The organism is Ruegeria sp. BC8, from assembly GCF_056535705.1.
Map to the genome: position 1 here is coordinate 3,331,141 of NZ_JBQFIV010000001.1, position 16,893 is coordinate 3,348,033.

Annotated in this window: 14 protein-coding genes; 11 read left to right on the forward strand and 3 right to left on the reverse strand. The window is 61.6% G+C overall.

Going from position 1 to position 16,893, the window contains the following annotated elements:
* Positions 1–620 precede the first annotated feature (620 nt).
* Both ACR3EK_RS16785 and ACR3EK_RS16790 read left to right on the forward strand, forming a co-directional pair.
* Entirely contained in the window at positions 621–1,406 is a 786-nt protein-coding gene (locus ACR3EK_RS16785; protein WP_480633962.1) for a FecR family protein, read from the forward strand.
* 38 nt (positions 1,407–1,444) lie between these two features.
* Positions 1,445–3,679, forward strand: a complete 2,235-nt coding sequence (locus tag ACR3EK_RS16790; RefSeq protein WP_480633963.1) for a CHASE2 domain-containing protein — start codon at positions 1,445–1,447, stop codon at positions 3,677–3,679.
* A gap of 233 nt (positions 3,680–3,912) precedes the next feature.
* Here the strand turns inward: ACR3EK_RS16790 and hemC are convergent, their stop codons facing one another.
* Entirely contained in the window at positions 3,913–4,875 is a 963-nt protein-coding gene (hemC, locus tag ACR3EK_RS16795; RefSeq protein WP_480633964.1) for a hydroxymethylbilane synthase, read from the reverse strand.
* Between the two features lie 106 nt (positions 4,876–4,981).
* On the opposite strand from hemC, the gene hemE reads away from it, so the two are divergent.
* Positions 4,982–6,016, forward strand: coding sequence for a uroporphyrinogen decarboxylase (gene hemE / locus ACR3EK_RS16800; RefSeq protein WP_480633965.1), 1,035 nt, complete (start codon positions 4,982–4,984; stop codon positions 6,014–6,016).
* A gap of 54 nt (positions 6,017–6,070) precedes the next feature.
* Here the strand turns inward: hemE and ACR3EK_RS16805 are convergent, their stop codons facing one another.
* Positions 6,071–7,165 carry a CaiB/BaiF CoA transferase family protein gene (locus ACR3EK_RS16805; protein WP_480634047.1) on the reverse strand — a complete coding sequence of 365 codons (1,095 nt, stop codon included), beginning with the start codon at positions 7,163–7,165 and terminating at the stop codon, positions 6,071–6,073.
* 185 nt (positions 7,166–7,350) lie between these two features.
* Here ACR3EK_RS16805 and ACR3EK_RS16810 point away from each other — a divergent pair, with 185 nt between their 5' ends.
* From ACR3EK_RS16810 to uvrC, 8 genes are all read left to right on the forward strand, one after another.
* The gene (locus tag ACR3EK_RS16810; RefSeq protein WP_480633966.1) at positions 7,351–8,625 is read left to right on the forward strand and encodes a TAXI family TRAP transporter solute-binding subunit; all 1,275 of its coding nucleotides are present in this window, start codon (positions 7,351–7,353) and stop codon (positions 8,623–8,625) included.
* Between the two features lie 84 nt (positions 8,626–8,709).
* Entirely contained in the window at positions 8,710–9,234 is a 525-nt protein-coding gene (locus ACR3EK_RS16815) for an SRPBCC family protein (RefSeq protein WP_480633967.1), read from the forward strand.
* A gap of 91 nt (positions 9,235–9,325) precedes the next feature.
* Positions 9,326–10,255, forward strand: a complete 930-nt coding sequence (locus tag ACR3EK_RS16820) for an ABC transporter ATP-binding protein (protein ID WP_170343068.1) — start codon at positions 9,326–9,328, stop codon at positions 10,253–10,255.
* The gene (locus ACR3EK_RS16825; RefSeq protein ID WP_480633968.1) at positions 10,252–11,013 is read left to right on the forward strand and encodes an ABC transporter permease; all 762 of its coding nucleotides are present in this window, start codon (positions 10,252–10,254) and stop codon (positions 11,011–11,013) included. Before ACR3EK_RS16820 ends, ACR3EK_RS16825 begins: the two co-directional genes overlap by 4 nt.
* 104 nt (positions 11,014–11,117) lie before the next feature.
* Complete coding sequence (locus ACR3EK_RS16830) at positions 11,118–11,915, forward strand: S49 family peptidase (RefSeq protein ID WP_480633969.1); 798 nt, start codon at positions 11,118–11,120, stop codon at positions 11,913–11,915.
* Between the two features lie 168 nt (positions 11,916–12,083).
* Positions 12,084–13,034 carry a calcium/sodium antiporter gene (locus ACR3EK_RS16835; RefSeq protein ID WP_170365514.1) on the forward strand — a complete coding sequence of 317 codons (951 nt, stop codon included), beginning with the start codon at positions 12,084–12,086 and terminating at the stop codon, positions 13,032–13,034.
* Between the two features lie 22 nt (positions 13,035–13,056).
* The gene (locus ACR3EK_RS16840; RefSeq protein WP_170342348.1) at positions 13,057–13,836 is read left to right on the forward strand and encodes an SDR family oxidoreductase; all 780 of its coding nucleotides are present in this window, start codon (positions 13,057–13,059) and stop codon (positions 13,834–13,836) included.
* Positions 13,837–14,126: 290 nt separating this feature from the next.
* Positions 14,127–16,001, forward strand: a complete 1,875-nt coding sequence (uvrC, locus tag ACR3EK_RS16845; RefSeq protein WP_480633970.1) for an excinuclease ABC subunit UvrC — start codon at positions 14,127–14,129, stop codon at positions 15,999–16,001.
* Here the strand turns inward: uvrC and ACR3EK_RS16850 are convergent.
* A complete protein-coding gene (locus ACR3EK_RS16850; protein WP_480633971.1) occupies positions 15,986–16,885 on the reverse strand; it encodes a DMT family transporter in 900 nt (299 codons plus the stop codon). The genes uvrC and ACR3EK_RS16850 overlap by 16 nt on opposite strands.
* Positions 16,886–16,893: the final 8 nt, after the last annotated feature.

The window sequence follows — 16,893 nt, forward strand, 5'->3', positions numbered from 1 at the left end:
AAACGCTTGGAATCGCTTGGGTCTGCACCCGCTTGGGCAAAGGCGTGGTCGCTATGTCTTGCTGTTGGATTTTCAAGAACCATGCGTGGATTCGCGTTCTGCTTCGATTTGGTTTCGCTGAACCAACGTCGGTTGGCCTGAGAATGTACGCGCGGCCAGAGTACGCAATCGGACACAAAAATTTGGGCGAGCCAGGTGCGGTAGGGAACTGCATCTGCAAAATGATGGGTGTCGCAAACGGCTGAACCAATTGGAGAGGTTGCCTGCCTTTGGCGTTGGAACGCGCTCTGTTGGATCACCAGTGTCAGGTGGTTTGAGTTGCAGAAACGGCCGTTTCTTTTGACTGAACTCGGCGGCTCAGCTTCTCCGCTGAACAGGCATAAGAACAGAAAACTTGCCAATTACATGCCAATGGATGCATATTTGCTAAGATTTTAGTCATTTTGATTGATCCAAAAAAACAGTTTCAGAGGCTGGCCGGGCAGTGAGCGCATCCGCGCTTTACAGTAACCTTTGGGGGAAGGGCTGGCATTTTGGCTTGGTTGAAGATTGTTCTGGTTGGTTTTTTCGTTCTTTGCGTTCCTGCCCTCAGTTGGGCAAATATCGGAACCGTAATCAGCGTGAAACAGGGGGCGGACGTGACCCGTGGCGGCAAAACGCTGCCCCTGCGTAATGGGATGGAGGTGTTGTCCGGCGACTCGATCGTCACGGATGCGAATGGCGTGGTTCAGCTTGTCTTTGTGGATGACACGAAGATCGCGGTTGGTCCCAATGCGCGGATGGTTCTGGACGTGAAGATGTTGCGCGGCAACCGCAAGGCTAAAAGCTTTGCTGTCGAGGCGCTGGGTGGAAGCTTCCGGTTCATCTCGGGCAAAAGCAGGAAAGGCGCCTACTCCATCAAGACGCCGACGGCCACCATGGCGGTGCGGGGCACGGTATTTGACATGTGGATCGCGCCGGGAAACCAAAGCGCGATGCTCGTGCTGCACGGCACGGTTCAGATGTGTGGCCTCGGCGGCTCTTGCCGATCAACGGGTCGGATTTGCAGCTTGTATGCAACCAGCCAGCGTGGTGCGGTCGGGCGCCCGGTCGATCAGGCGATGTATGACAAGGCCGTGGTCAGCGGTTTTCCTTTCATTCAGTCGCAGAAAGACCTCAAACCGCCTTTGCAGGTGGATGTCGAAGGTTGCTCGGGTGAATCCCAACCTGCGCCGCGCGCAAAATCGGACGCGCCCGAACCGCGCCGGTCCGCTCCGCCGCAGAGGCAGGTCAAGGCAGCGGTTGCCGCGCCGCCCGAACAACCGGATCCGGTAGGGCAGTTCGACAGGCCGGGCGATCGGCCCGAATCTATCGATGATCGGCGGGATACTGGCGGCGGTGTCTTTGGGTCCGGCGGCGATGGCTAGAGCGTTGTCCATGTCGTTGCCGGCGAGCAGAGGTTGACGTGAGCGTCAGGCAGCACGAGAAAGCTGGACGGCGCCGTGCTTTTCGGCTGGTGGGCCTGGGTCTGATCCTGTTTGGTTGTCTGCTGCGGGTACTGGACCCTTATCCGGTCCGCATGTCCCGGCTGATCTATTTCGACGTGTTGCAGCGGTTGTCCCCGCGCGCCTTCGATCCCGATTTGCCGGTCCGGGTCGTCGATATCGACGAAACGTCGCTCGAGAATTGGGGCCAATGGCCCTGGCCCCGGACCCTGTTGACGCAGATGGTCGAGCGGTTGGGCGACTATGGCGCCGCTTCAATTGCATTTGACATGTTGTTCGCCGAGCCCGATCGGTACTCACCGTCGCGGCTGCTGAGTGATCCGGCCCTAGCTGACATTCTCAGCGCCAAAAAGGAAGCCGCCCAGCTGGACAATGACATCTTGTTCGGGGCCGAGGTTTCGAACTGGCCAGTCGTGATGGGTGTGGCGGCGCGATTGACCGTAGGGGATCAGGACATTGCCCCGAAGGCCGGGATCGTGGAGATCGGCGAAAACCCGGCCGCCGGGCTGGTGTCCGTGCCCCACTGGACTCCGCTGGCGCCACCGCTGGACCGGGATGCAACCGGGATCGGCGGTGTGAATGTTTCACCTTTGGGCGGCACGGGCGTGGTGCGTCGGGTTCCGGTGTTGTGGCAGGGGCCAAGCGGTGTTCTGCCCGGACTTGGGCTGGAGGCTCTGAGGGTCGCGACGGGCGAGCCGGTGATCTTCATCGAAGGGGCTCAGGGCGAGGCCGGCATCGTGCTGTCGGTCGAATTGGCGGGTCTGGTCCTGCCCACAACGGAAAACGGAGAGGTCTGGGTCAGGTACAGACCGGATGATCCCGGGCTCTACCTGTCGGCCAATGACATACTGCAATCCGCAGATGATCCGGTTCTGCGCAGCCAGATCGAAGGCCGGATCGTATTGATCGGAACGTCGGCGGCAGGTCTGTTCGACATGCATCAGACTGCGTTGGGAGAGTCCGTTCCCGGCGTCTCCATCCATGCCCAAGTCATCGAGCAGGCGCTGCTGGGCGACATGCTGACCCGGTCGGATGTCACCGCCGCCCTCGAACTTCTGGCTTTCATCATCCTTGGAGTCGTCGTCACGGTCGTCATGTCCAGTTTCGGGGCCGTTGCCTCGTTCATGGCCGGCGGCATCGCGGCGGCCGTGGTTGTCGGGGTCAGTTGGTTGGCATTTCAGAACCAGTCCGTGCTGTTCGATGCAACCTTCCCGCTTGCCGGCGGGATGGCCAATTTCGGGCTGTTGTCCGGTTATCTGTTCATATCGACCGAGCGGGAAAAGCGGGTGATCCGGCGGATCTTCTCGCACTATGTCGCGCCCGAGATCTTGGACGAGATGGATGCAACCGGACACCAACTGCAACTGGGCGGTGAAACGCAGGAAATCACGGTCATGTTCTCGGACATTCGCGGGTTTACACCGTTGTCCGAGCGGGTGTCGGCCACAGACCTGGTCGCGCTGCTCAATGAACTGTTCTCGGTTATCGGAGACCGGATCCTGCACGAAAAAGGCACCATCGACAAATTCATCGGGGATGCGGTCATGGCGTTCTGGAACGCGCCGGTTCCGGTGGAGCGGCACCCGCTTCTGGCGGCACAGGCTGCGTTGCAGATGCGGCGAGCTCTGGCCGAGTTCAACGCATCGGACACGATGCGCGGGCATCCTCCGATCGCATTGGCGACAGGATGCGCCACGGGAATGGCCTGTGTCGGCAACATCGGCTCGCGGCGGCGATTCAACTACACGGTGATCGGAGATGTGGTCAACGTCGCCGCTCGAATCGAGCAGAGTTGCCGCCAGGTCGAATATGACATCCTGATCTCAAGCTCAGTCTCACAGGCCGCTGGCGCCGATCTCGCGATGCTCGAAGCAGGGCTTGTTCATCTGAAAGGCAAGACCGAACTGGAGCCGATTTTTGCTTTGGTCGGTGACAGCGTGTTGGCTCATGGCGCGGATTTCCGGAAGCTGCAGGAGATGCATCAGGATCTGATCACTGCGATACGTGCACGGCGGTCTCACGACGAAATACAGCGCTTGAGCGAAGCCTGCAGCGCCCAAGCAGGCTTGGTCGAACCGGGCCTGCGCGCGTTCTATGCGGCCTTGCCGGGACGGTCGGCTGATTTCCGGTTCGACATCCGCTCGGGCCAGGCGATGTTCAGTCATCATGGCAACGTGCACCGGTTTCCCGGATGACAGGGACCCGTTACGGGCCGCAGAGTCAAAACGGGCCGCGCCTTTTTTCAAAGGCACGACCCGTTTCGATCGGACAGGGTTCTCAGTCTCGCCCCCTCGAATACTATCTACAAAATCACGAACTAAAACTTCGATACACTCGAGACTGATCCACATTCCCAATCGGGATGACACATTGATGCCCGATTTCAACCGGGGCGACAGTGAAGCAGTTCACATTCGCAGAAACTTTTTTACAAATTTCTCCACTCGAAGAATCCGGGCCCGGCACGGTGCAGCAGTTTTGCCGCCATGGCCCGGCCCATTTCCGCTGCGTCCTCCGTCGAACCGGTCTCGCTCTCACTGATGGCATCCGATCCATCCGGGCGTAGGACCTCGCCGCGTAGGCGCAACTGCCCATCGGCAAGTTCGGCCAGACCGGCAATCGGAGTTTCGCAGGACCCGTCCAGCGCGGCCAGCAACGTGCGCTCGGCCGCCAAGCGACAGGCCGTTTCAGAGTGATGAATGGCTTCCAGCATCTCGGCGGCCCGGTGGTCGTCCGCGCGGCGTTCGATGCCGATCGTACCCTGCGCGATGGCCGGCAGCATGTCGTCGGGCGAGATTGCGGTGGCAGGCACGTCCTGCATGTTCAGGCGGCGGATGCCGGCCATGGCCAGAAACGTGCATTCGGCCACGCCATCAGCCAGCTTCTTCAGCCGGGTCTGCACGTTGCCCCGGAACTCGACCACGTTCAGATCAGGTCGGCGGTGCAGCAATTGTGCCCGCCGCCGCAGCGACGAGGTGCCTACGACCGCACCTTCGGGCAGGTAATGGATCGAGCTGAGGCGGGGCGAGATGAAGGCATCGCGCACGTCTTCGCGCGGCAGAAACGTGTCCAGCACCAGCCCCTGCGGCTGTTCGACGGGCATGTCCTTGGTCGAGTGCACGGCGATGTCGATGTCGCCACCCAGCATCGCCTCTTCGATTTCCTTGGTGAACAGGCCCTTGTTGCCGATCTCTTTCAACGGGCGGTCCGCGTCGATCATGGCGCGGTTGTCGCCGGTGGTCTTGATCACCACGATCTCGAACGCCTGTTCCGCCAGATCGAAGGCATCGCACAGCCGCTGACGGGTTTCATGGGCCTGGGCCAGCGCCAGCGGCGAACCACGGGTGCCGATCTTCAGCGGCGATGCGGGGGTGGGCAGGGTCAAAGTCATGGGCACAGCTTTAGTCGCGTCACATTGCCCTGACAATGGGGGCCACGCTTGACATTTTGCCGCTGAAGGCGGACCCGTTGCGCAAACCGGAATAGTGGGGGCTGACATGGCCGAGAACAAGAAACTGCTGCGGGCGCTGGCGGGCGAGGTACTGGACACGCCGCCGATCTGGATGATGCGACAGGCCGGACGCTATCTGCCGGAATACCGCGCGACGCGGGAACAGGCGGGCGATTTCCTGTCGCTGTGCTACACCCCCGATCTGGCGGCGGAGGTGACACTGCAGCCGATCCGCCGCTATGGGTTCGATGCCGCGATCCTGTTTGCCGACATCCTGCTGGTGCCGCAGGCGTTGGGCGCCGATCTTTGGTTCGTCACCGGCGAAGGGCCGCGCCTGTCGACGATCACGCGGCGATCGGATTTCGACGCCTTGAAACCCGTTGATGCGATCCACGGGACCTTGTCGCCCGTCTATGAAACCGTGCGCATCCTGTCGCGCGAGTTGCCGTCCGAGACGACTCTCATTGGCTTTGCCGGCGCCCCGTGGACCGTTGCGACCTATATGATCGCCGGGCGTGGCACCCCTGATCAGGGCCCTGCCCACGCCCTGCGCGAGGAAAACACCGCGCTGTTCGAGGCGTTGCTGGACCGGATCACGGCGGCCACGATCGAATACCTGTCGGCTCAGATCGAAGCGGGGGCCGAGGTGGTCAAGATCTTCGACAGCTGGGCCGGCTCATTGAAAGGTGAGGCCTTCACCAAATACGCGGTCGAGCCATGCCGGATCATTACCCAGGCGCTCAAGGAACGCCATCCGGGCATTCCGGTCATCGGTTTCCCGCGTGAGGCGGGCGAGGGCTATGTCGGTTTCGCAAAGGCCACCGCTGTCGATTGCGTGGCGCTGGACAACTCGGTTGCGCCGGAATGGGCGGCCGAACATGTGCAGGTGGATGGCTGCGTGCAAGGCAACCTGGCCTCGTCGCACATGGTCACCGGCGGGCAGGCGCTGGTGGATGAGACCCGCCGCATCCTGCGCGCCTTTTCCAAGGGGCCGCATATTTTCAATCTGGGTCACGGGATCACGCCGGATGCCGACCCGGAGAATGTGCAGTTGATGATTGACACGGTCCGCGGCGGGTAGGCGGCGCGGGAGGGGGCCAGCGCCCTCTTGGCCGTTGGCCATATGAAGGGTGTGTCAGGTCTTCTTGAGAGCCTGAAGTTCCGTAAGGATTTCGGTCGTGTGTTGGCCGCGGGCCGGGCTGGGTTTCGGCTGCCATTGGTGGGTGGAGAAGCGCGGGGCGGCGGCGGCCTGCAGGGTGCCGTCTGCCGTGCGCCAGGTTTGGCGGGCGGTGTTCATCGGGTGGGTTGCGGCCTCGTCGGGGCAGAGCACTGGGGCGACGCAGGCGTCTGAGCCTTCGAACAGTTTGGCCCAATGGTCGCGCGGTTTGGTTGCGAAGATTTCCGCCAGGCGCTGGGTCAGGTCTGGCCAGCGCATGCTGTCGTATTGTTGCTGAAACGGCGGGTCTTGGGACAGGCCCAGGATTTCGAGGAATTGGGCATAGAATTTCGGCTCGAGGCATTGGACCGAAACAAAGCCGCCATCCGCGCAGGCGTAGGTGCGGCTCCAATGCGGGCCGTCCAGCAGGCTCTGGCCGCGCGTGTCGGACAGGTTGCCTGTCTGGCGCAGGCTCATCAGCAGGTTCATCATGTGCGCCGACCCGTCGTAGATGGCGGCGTCGACCACCGTGCCTTTGCCCGTTGCGCGCGCGTTCAGCAGCCCGGCCAGAATGCCGGTGACCAAATACATCGCGCCGCCGCCGATATCGCCGACCAGCGTGGCCGGGGTCATCGGTTCGATGCCGGGTGGTGAGCCGTACCAGAGTGCCCCCGACAGGGCGATGTAGTTCAGATCATGTCCTGCGGTGTCGGAAAGCGGGCTGTCCTGGCCCCAGCCGGTCATGCGGCCATAAACCAGCGCCGGGTTCAGCGCGTGGCAGGCTTCGGGCCCCAGGCCCAGCTTCTCCATCACGCCGGGGCGGAAGCCCTCGATCAACGCATCGGCGGTTGCGATCAGGCGCCGGGCGGTTTCGAGGTCGTCGGGGTCCTTGAGGTCGAGCGCGATCGAGCGCTTGCCCCGGTCCAGCACGGATCGGTCCGGCATGCCGGGTGTGACGGCGCCCCCCTTGCGGTGGATGGTCACGACATCGGCCCCCAGATCCGCCAGCATCATGGCGGCGAACGGGCCGGGGCCGAGACCCTCGATTTCGACAACACGGATTCCGTTCAGCATGAGCAGCACTCCCTCGCGGCGATGCTGGCCGGGACCCAGCAGGAATGCAAGACCGACCGGCGGCGACGCGGCGTCTGGCATCGGTCTGATCCGGAACGGGAAAAACCAACAAACACATCGGAATACTTGCCAGCTTGGGGCCAGCGGCGTAGCGTGCTGTCCGGGGTGGATCAGCGAGGGGTAGGATGCGTCTTTGGATCACGATCAGTGCCGCCATGGTCTTGGCGGTTCTGGTGGCAATCATCCTTCTGCTGCACCCGCCCGGCGACCTGCGCATGGCAGCCGGACCGGCGGGTGGTGCCTATATCGACGTGGCGCAGGACTACTCCGATATCCTTGCCGAGGATGAGATTCGGCTCGAGATCGTCGAAACCGCAGGGTCTGTCGAAAATGCGCGTCTCCTGGAAGACGGGGCTGTGGATGTGGCCTTCTTGCAGGGCGGCATCGAAGTTGACCCGGATCGGGCGCAGGCCATCGGGACCGTGTTTTTCGAGCCGATGATTTTCATGGCGCGCGAGGATGCCTGGATTCCGCCCAATCCCGCGCTGTGGCGTGGGTTGAGCATCAACAGCGGTGCACCCGGGTCCGGCACCGCGGACGCATTCCGCGACTTCGAACGCGCTGTCGGGCTGGCCCAAGAGGATAACGTGCATGTTGCACTGCCCTATGACCAGGCGGCCGACGCCTTGTTGGACGGAACGTTGGACATCGCCGTTTTTGTCGCCCCGATCGAAGCTCCCTACCTGCTGGCCGCGTACGAGGTGCCTGGACTGAAGGTGCTGAACCTTGAACATGTCGAGGCGATTTCGCGTCGTTTGTCCTATGCCACCGTGGTGACCGTACCGACCGGAGGCATGTCGCTGAACCCGGTTCTGCCGCCGCGCCCGGTAGATCTGATCGCTCTCGAGGCGCGGCTGGTCGTGCGGCCGGGACTGCATCCGGCGTTGGTCAATCGACTGACGATGGCGGCGATCGCCCTGCACGAGGCTCAGGGCATCATCAATGACCCCGGGGCCTTTCCGGGGATCGAAGGGACCGCATTGCCCCTCAACAACACCGCACGGCAGCTGATACTTGAAGGGCCATCCACCTGGCATGATTGGTTGCCTTATTGGGTGGCGGCGCAGGTCAATCGGGTTTTCCTTTTGTTCCTGCCGTTCTTTTTCATCGTCCTTCCGCTGGTCCGGTTGTTGCCGCGCATCTACGCCTATTTCCAACGATGGCGTGTCTGGCAGCACTACCCGGAAATTCGTCTGATCGAACAGGACCTGGCCGACAACCCTTCCGCGGAAGACCTCGCGCGGATGCAAGGCCAATTGCAGGTGCTGGACGAAAAGCTGGCGGACCTACGGCTGCCAGCGGCCTACAGGCAAGGGCAGTATGATGCCCGTCTGCATCTGGAACTGGTGCAGAAACGGATTTCCGACATGCGGGCTCAGGATTCCGGGGGCGGCGGGTAATGTGTGGAACACGGTTGCCGCAACGGCAGTTCGTGGATAGGTCTTTGGTCGAATATCAGACATTTAAGAAAGGGGGGTGCTCCCATGCAAATGAGTGACACGCGTGAAATTCAGGCGGTGCCGTCCGATGTCTATGCGGCCCTGCTGGACCCCGAGGTGCTGAAAGCCTGCGTGCCCGGTGCGCAAGAGGTTTCGGGCAATCCGACGGACGGTTACGAGGCGACCGTGGTGCAGAAGGTCGGGCCGGTAAAGGCCACGTTCAAAGGCACTGTCACGATGTCCGACATGGTTGAGGGTCAAAGCCTGACCATCGCCGGTGAGGGCAAAGGCGGGGCGGCGGGTTTTGCAAAGGGCAGCGCCAGTGTCACGTTCAGCGCCAGTGACAGCGGTGGAACGGTTTTGGCCTATGACGTGGATGCCAAGGTTGGCGGAAAGCTGGCGCAGCTAGGCAGCCGTTTGATCGACGGCTTTGCCAAAAAGATGGCTGACCAGTTCTTCTCGAACCTTCAGCAGCATTTTGAAGGCCCTGCAGCGCCGGAAGAGGGCGGCAAAGACACCTCCGAGGGGGAAAAGAAAGGCTGGCTGGGTCGCCTGACCGGGCGCGAGTGAAACCTGCGTTTGTGCGCAGAGGACTGTGCGAATTTGGTCTGTTCGGCAATCCTCTGGCGCGATACTGTCCCGGCCAGAACTGGGAAAACGCATGACGACAATTCTTTCGATCAAGGATCTGCGCAAAACCTATGCCGGCGGGTTCGAAGCGCTGAAAGGCGTATCGCTGGACATCGAAGAGGGCGAGATCCTGGCCCTGCTCGGCCCGAACGGGGCGGGAAAGACAACCCTGATCTCGACGGTTTGCGGGATTACCACGCCCACGTCTGGGACCGTCACAGTAGGGGGGCACGACATCCTCACGGACTTTCGTGCAGCCCGGCGCATGATCGGCCTAGTGCCGCAGGAAATTGCGCTGGAGCCGTTCGAGAAGGTCTGGAACACCGTACGGTTTTCGCGCGGTCTGTTTGGCTATGGGCAGGACAGCGCGCGGATCGAGGAGATCCTGCGCAAGCTGTCGCTGTGGGACAAGCGCAAGAACGCGATCAAGGAACTGTCGGGCGGCATGAAGCGGCGGGTGCTAATCGCCAAGGCGCTGGCGCACGAGCCGCGGGTGCTGTTTCTGGATGAACCCACCGCCGGTGTGGATGTCGAACTGCGCAAGGACATGTGGGCCATCGTCGACGAGTTGAAGGCTGCCGGTGTCACCATCATTCTGACCACCCACTACATCGAAGAGGCCGAAGCCATCGCCGACCGGATCGGTGTGATCGACAAGGGCGAACTGATGCTGGTGCAGGACAAAAACACCTTGATGGCGCAGATGGGCAAGAAGCAGATCGAGGTCATGCTGACCCGCACGATCTCGGACATTCCCGGCAGTCTGGCCCACCACAATCTGGTGCTGAACGGGCAGGGCGATGCGCTGATCTATACCTACGACACCAATGCCGATCGCACTGGCATCACCACTTTGCTGAATGACGTGGCAGAGGCGGGGCTGGTGTTGCGTGACGTTCAGACCCGGCAATCGAGCCTGGAAGAGATTTTCGTCAACCTCGTGTCCGGAGATGCCGCATGAACTGGTCCGCCATCGCCGCCATCTACCGGTTCGAAATGGCCCGGTTCTTCCGCACCCTCGCGCAGAGCTTTCTGTCGCCGGTTTTATCGACCTCGCTGTACTTCGTGGTGTTCGGCACCGCCATAGGCAGTCGCATCCAGGAGGTCGAGGGCGTCTCCTACGGCGCCTTCATCGTGCCGGGGCTGATCATGCTGTCGGTGGTGATGCTGTCGATCTCGAACGCGTCCTTTGGCATCTATTTCCCCAAGTTCCTGGGCACGATCTACGAACTGCTCTCGGCTCCGGTGAATTTCATCGAGATCGTGATCGGCTATGTGGGCGCCGCCGCGACCAAGGCGTTGTTCGTGGGATTGGTGATCCTGACCACCGCCACGTTCTTCGTGGACATCCGCATCGAGCATCCCTTCGCGATGGCCGCCTTTCTGATCCTGTCCTGCCTCAGCTTTTCCCTGCTGGGCTTCATCATCGGGATCTGGGCCAGCAACTTCGAACAGATGTCTCTGGTGCCGCAGCTTGTCGTCACACCTCTGATCTTTCTGGGCGGCACGTTCTACTCGATCTCGATGCTGCCGCCGGTGTGGCAGACGATCTCGTTGTTCAACCCGGTGGTCTATTTGATCTCGGGCTTTCGCTGGTCGTTTTACGGGCTTTCGGACGTGCCCATTCTGCTTAGCCTTCTGGCGATCCTGGCCTTTACCGGCATTTGCCTGGCGGTCATCGGTTGGATCTTCAAAACCGGGTGGCGCATCCGCAGCTAGGGCGTTGCATTTTTGCCGTGGCTGAACAGGATTTTGGTTCACGTCACGTTCATGGCATGTGGGGTCCCTTGTTTAAGGGGCGGACGCACTCTACATCGGCACCCATGAAACTCAGCCTGCCGTTTCTCAACAAGCAGCCAACCGTGGCTGTCGTTCGCCTGTCCGGAGCCATTGGAATGGCTGGCCGAGCCTCGCTGAACGATGCCTCTTTGGCACCGGTTCTGGAAAAAGCCTTCCGCAAGGGAAAACCTGCCGCCGTCGCGCTCGAGATCAATTCGCCGGGCGGATCGCCGGTGCAAAGCTCGCTGATCGGTGCGCGGATCCGACGGTTGGCCGACGAGTTCAAGGTGCCAGTCCATGCCTTTGTCGAGGACGTGGCGGCCTCGGGTGGTTATTGGCTTGCGGCTTCGGCGGACGAGATCTGGGCGGATGACAGCTCGGTTCTGGGGTCGATCGGGGTCATCTCTTCGGGGTTCGGAGCCCATGTTTTTATGGCCCGTCAAGGGATCGAGCGGCGCGTGCACACCGCCGGGAAATCCAAATCGATGCTGGACCCGTTCTCTCCGGAGAAAGAAGAGGATGTCGCGCGTCTCAAGGGGCTGTTGGACGACATCCACCAGAATTTCATTGCCTATGTGAAAGCTCGGCGCGGCAGTCGTCTGGACGAGGCCGCCGATCTGTTTACCGGTGAAATCTGGCTGGCGCGGCGTGCGCATGAACTTGGGCTGATCGACGGCATCGCGCATCTGAAGCCGAAGATGCAGGAAGTGTTTGGCGACAAGGTCAAATTCCGGCGCTACGGGTTGCGCCGACCGATCTGGTCGCGTTTCGGAACGGACATGGCACAGGACGCCATTTCCCTGCTCGAGGAGCGCGCGGCCTACGCGCGCTTTGGTATGTGACGTGATCGTCAAGGTCGTCATTCTGTTTCTGGTTGCCATGGGGGTCCTGGCGATGTTCGGAAAGCTGCGCTTTCCCGGCCAACAGCGATTGAACTCCGCGAAATGTCCGCGCTGCGGTCGATTCCGGATCGGCAAGGGCCCCTGCACATGTGAGCAAGGAGGGCGTCGATGACGGCCTGGCTGCTTTCCGGTCTTGGCTTGTTGATCCTGCTGTTGGCCGGTGACGCGCTGGTGCGGGGTGCGGTGAATCTCAGCCTGCGTCTGGGTGTTCCCGCCCTAATCGTCAGCCTGACGATCGTGGCCTTCGGTACCTCGGCGCCTGAGCTTCTGATTGCCATCAAGGCCATCGAGGAAAATGCGCCCGGTATCGCGTTGGGCAATGTCGTCGGTTCGAACACGGCCAACATCCTGCTGGTCTTGGGTTTGCCGGCCTTGCTGGCCACGATCCACAGCAGCGAATGCAACACGCGCAGAAACTACATCTTCATGTTGCTGGCCTCGGTTCTGTTCATCGGTTTGGCCTTTTGCGGGGAATTCAACCTGTTCAGCGGGGCAATCCTGCTGGCGGGGTTGGCTCTGATCCTGCTCAACGCCTTCCGAGAAGCGCACGCGCATCGCAACTCCTGCTCGGAAGAGCAGGATCTGGAAGCGCTGGAAGAGGCCGACCCGGACATGCCGTACTGGAAGGTGTCGCTGTATCTGGTGCTGGGGCTGATTGGCCTGCCGATGGGCGCGCATCTTCTAGTCGACAACGCGACCATCATTGCGCGGACCTACGGGGTCAGTGAAACGGTGATCGGGCTGACGCTGGTCGCGGTCGGAACCTCGCTTCCTGAACTTGCGACTACCGTCATGGCCGCGTTGCGCCGGCAGGCCGATGTTGCTCTGGGCAACGTCATCGGTTCGAACATGTTCAACCTTCTGGGCATTGTCGGTATCGCCACGCTGTTCGGGCGCATCCCCGTGGACCCCGAATTCCTGCAATTCGATCTTTGGGTCATGCTGGGCTCGTCCCTGCTGCTGATCCCGTTCGTTTTCTTCAAGCAAGACATCACCCGGGTCTGGGGGTTCATCTTGACGCTGCTTTACGTCACATATGTCGTGATCCTGTTGGCCTGATCTGACTGAAAGGAGCCCCTTCATGACCCGAGCACTGGTGACCGGCGCCGGCATTCGACTGGGGCGGGCCATGGCGTTGTACCTGGCAAAACGTGGCATGGACGTTGCCGTGCACCACGCAACCTCGGGCGCTGCCGCTGCCGAGACCGTGTCCGAGATCCAGTCGATGGGCCGCAATGCCGTGGCGCTGCAGGCCGATCTGCTGGACGAGGATCAGGTGCAGACCCTTTTGCCGCGCGCGGCCGAGGCGCTGGGCGGTCCGATCACCTGTCTTGTCAACAATGCGTCGATCTTCGAATACGACAACATCCGCACTGCCACCCGGCAAAGCTGGGATCGCCACATGGACAGCAACCTGCGCGCGCCCTTCGTGCTGACGCAGGCCATGGCAAGCCAGGGTCTGGAACCCGAGATGGATGAGAATGACGAACCCGTCGCGACCGGCTTGATCGTGAATATGGTCGACATGCGGGTGCGCAAACTGACGCCTGAGTTCATGTCCTACACCATCGCCAAGATGGGGCTATGGGCATTGACCCGGACGGCGGCCCAGGCACTGACGCCAGCCATTCGCGTCAATGCCATTGGGCCGGGTCCAACCCTGCAGGGTCACCGGCAAAGCCCCCAGCACTTCAAGACCCAACGCGAAAACACGGTCCTGGAACGCGGCGCAAACCCGTCGGATATCAACGCGGCCCTTGGGTATTTTCTGGACGCACATGCGGTCACGGGCCAGCTTTTGTGCGTTGATGGCGGCCAGCATCTGGGCTGGCAAACGCCTGATGTAGTGGGCCTTGAATAGGTATTGCCCCTGCAAGTTTTGCACCGCTCTCGATCCTGTTACAGGTTCGTTACAAAAATATCTTTTTTTTCATACACTTGTAAAACGAGAATAAAAATATCGCTTATAATCAACGTGTTAAAATTGTGCCTATTTATTGTGCAACGCAGTGAAAACACAAGGATTCAAGGAAAAATCACGGTGCAGGGAAAGTTGTCCGCACAGTTATCCACAAGAATCGTGGATTTGTTTTCTCTTGATCTGAGGCGCGCAAGATTGCAGCCACGGTCAGAGAATCGTATCTCTCTCTCATGACCGCCGACAGCGCCCCTCAATCCCAGCCTCAGCCGACCGGCTATGCTTGCATCCAGAAATACGTGAAGACGCTGGACAGTTCGCCGGGTGTCTATCGGATGCTCGATGCGGACAGCCGGGTTCTGTATGTCGGCAAGGCGCGCAACCTGCGGGCGCGGGTGTCGAACTACACCCGCCCGGGACATTCCGGCCGGATCGAGCGGATGATCGCCTCGACCGCGTCGATGATGTTCCTGACCACTCGGACCGAGACCGAGGCGCTGCTGCTGGAGCAGAACCTGATCAAGCAGCTCAAGCCCAAATACAACGTGCTGCTGCGCGACGACAAAAGCTTTCCCAACATTCTGGTGGCCAAGGACCACCCATTTCCGCAGATCAAGAAACATCGCGGGGCCAAGAAGGAAAAGGGCGCCTATTTCGGCCCCTTCGCCAGTGCGGGCGCGGTGAACCGCACGCTGAACCAGCTGCAGAAGGCGTTTCTGCTGCGCAACTGCTCGGATTCGATGTTCGACAGTCGCACCCGGCCCTGCCTGCTCTATCAGATCAAGCGCTGCTCGGGGCCGTGCGTGGGTATGATTTCGCAGGCCGATTATGCCGAAAGCGTGCGCGATGCCGAGCGGTTCCTGTCCGGCCGCTCGACCCGGATCCAGGAGGAACTAGCCGCGCAGATGCAGGAAGCCTCGGACGCGATGGAGTTCGAGCGCGCCGCCGCCTTGCGCGACCGGATCCGCGCGCTGACGCAGGTGCAGACAGCGCAGGGTATCAACCCGCGCGGAGTGGCCGAGGCGGATGTGATCGGCCTCTATATGGACAGCGGGCAGGCCTGCGTTCAGGTGTTCTTCATCCGCGCCAATCAGAACTGGGGCAACCGAGATTTCTATCCGCGGGTCGGCCCCGACGTCTCCCCGGCCGAGGTGATGGAGGCCTTTCTGGGCCAGTTCTACGACAACAAGGAACCGCCGCGCCAACTGATCCTGTCGGACGCGATCGAGAACGCCGACCTGATGCAGCAAGCCCTGTCGGAAAAGGCCGGTCGCAAAGTCGAGATCCTGGTGCCGCAGCGGGGCGAAAAGCTCGAGCTGGTCTCGGGCGCGCTGCGCAACGCGCGCGAGGCGCTGGCACGCCGCATGTCGGAAAGCGCGACGCAGGCCAAGCTGCTGCGCGGTCTGGCCGAGGCCTTCGATCTGGACGCGCCGCCGAACCGGATCGAGGTCTATGACAACTCGCATATCCAGGGCACCAACGCGGTTGGCGCGATGATCGTGGCCGGGCCCGAGGGGTTCATGAAGAACGCCTATCGCAAGTTCAACATCCGCGGCGACGACCTGACGCCGGGCGACGATTTCGGCATGATGAAAGAGGTGCTGACCCGACGCTTCACCCGCCTGCTGAAAGAGGACCCCGACCGCGACAAGGGCCTGTGGCCCGATCTGCTGCTGATCGACGGGGGCGCGGGGCAGGTGAGCGCCGTGCACGAGATCATGCAGTCGCACGGGGTCGAGGACATCCCGATGGTCGGTGTGGCCAAGGGCGTCGATCGGGACCACGGCAAGGAAGAGTTCTACCGCATCGGCCAGCGCCCCTTTGCCCTGAAGCGTAACGACCCGGTGCTGTATTTTATTCAGCGGCTACGGGACGAGGCGCACCGCTTTGCTATCGGTACCCACCGCGCCAAACGGGCCAAGGCGATGGGAGCGACGCCTCTGGATGAAATCCCCGGCGTCGGCGCGGCCCGCAAACGCGCGCTGCTGGCGCATTTCGGCAGCGCAAAGGCGGTCAGCCGTGCCAATCTGGCGGATCTGAAGGCCGTGGACGGGATCTCGGCCGGTCTGGCGCAGAAGGTCTATGATTTCTTTCACGAAAAGGGCTGAGGCCGCTGGCGCCCGCGCCACAGGATGTAAAGCCCCGAGGCCACGATCAGCGCGCTGCCCAGCCACATGGTCTGGTCCAGATGCTCGTCGAATATCAGTACGCCCAGCCCGATGCCGAACAGAAGGCGGGTATAGCGAAACGGAGTTACGGCCGACACTTCACCCGTCCGCATGGCCAGCATCAGCGAAGAATAGGCCACCGCGCCCATCACCACGGCTCCAGTCAGGTGCAGGGCGGCTCGGGCGTCCACCGGCACCGCGGCGGCGCCTTCGAAAGCCCGGTACAGTCCACCGGCGACGACAATTGACAGAAAGCCATAAAACCCAAGAACGGTGGTGCCCAACGTGGCGGGGGCGGCGCGGCTGGCCAGATCGCGGCCGGCAAAGCCCAGCATTCCCAGTACCGCAAGAATGGACAGGGCCGAGAAACTGTCTCCGGTTGGCTGGATGATGATCACCACTCCGATCAATCCGACCAGAATGGCACTCCAGCGCCGCCAGCCGACGGTTTCCCCGAAAAACAGCGCGGCACCCGCCACCACCACCAGCGGCGTTGCCTGCAGGATCACCGTGGCCGAGGACAGCGGCGTCAGGGCGATGGCCAGCACATAGAACAGGCGGCCGAAGACTTCGAACAGCACCCGGATCTTCATCGGCTTGGACAGGACATCGGGGTGCAGCAACCGCCGCCCCTGTAGCAACGCGGCCCCGGCGAAAATCAACGCCCCGCCCAGTCCGAACAGCACCAGAACCTGCCAGATGGGCAGCACCTTGGCGGCACTTTTCAACAGCGCGTCCTCCAGGGCGAACCCGGCCATGGCCGCGATCATCCAGGCGCTGCCGATCAGATTGGCGCGCGCATCGGTTCTGATATGTGAGGTCACGGGGCGGA

Bases quoted from the DNA above. Each gene is read 5' to 3' on its own strand.
- ACR3EK_RS16815 (WP_480633967.1), top strand. From the start codon at position 8,710: ATGCAAATGAGTGACACGCGTGAAATTCAGGCGGTGCCGTCCGATGTC.
- hemE (WP_480633965.1), top strand. From the start codon at position 4,982: ATGGCCGAGAACAAGAAACTGCTGCGGGCGCTGGCGGGCGAGGTACTG.
- ACR3EK_RS16820 (WP_170343068.1), top strand. From the start codon at position 9,326: ATGACGACAATTCTTTCGATCAAGGATCTGCGCAAAACCTATGCCGGC.
- uvrC (WP_480633970.1), top strand. From the start codon at position 14,127: ATGACCGCCGACAGCGCCCCTCAATCCCAGCCTCAGCCGACCGGCTAT.
- hemC (WP_480633964.1), bottom strand. From the start codon at position 4,875: ATGACTTTGACCCTGCCCACCCCCGCATCGCCGCTGAAGATCGGCACC.
- ACR3EK_RS16810 (WP_480633966.1), top strand. From the start codon at position 7,351: ATGCGTCTTTGGATCACGATCAGTGCCGCCATGGTCTTGGCGGTTCTG.
- ACR3EK_RS16835 (WP_170365514.1), top strand. From the start codon at position 12,084: ATGACGGCCTGGCTGCTTTCCGGTCTTGGCTTGTTGATCCTGCTGTTG.
- ACR3EK_RS16825 (WP_480633968.1), top strand. From the start codon at position 10,252: ATGAACTGGTCCGCCATCGCCGCCATCTACCGGTTCGAAATGGCCCGG.
- ACR3EK_RS16830 (WP_480633969.1), top strand. From the start codon at position 11,118: ATGAAACTCAGCCTGCCGTTTCTCAACAAGCAGCCAACCGTGGCTGTC.
- ACR3EK_RS16840 (WP_170342348.1), top strand. From the start codon at position 13,057: ATGACCCGAGCACTGGTGACCGGCGCCGGCATTCGACTGGGGCGGGCC.
- ACR3EK_RS16805 (WP_480634047.1), bottom strand. From the start codon at position 7,165: ATGCTGAACGGAATCCGTGTTGTCGAAATCGAGGGTCTCGGCCCCGGC.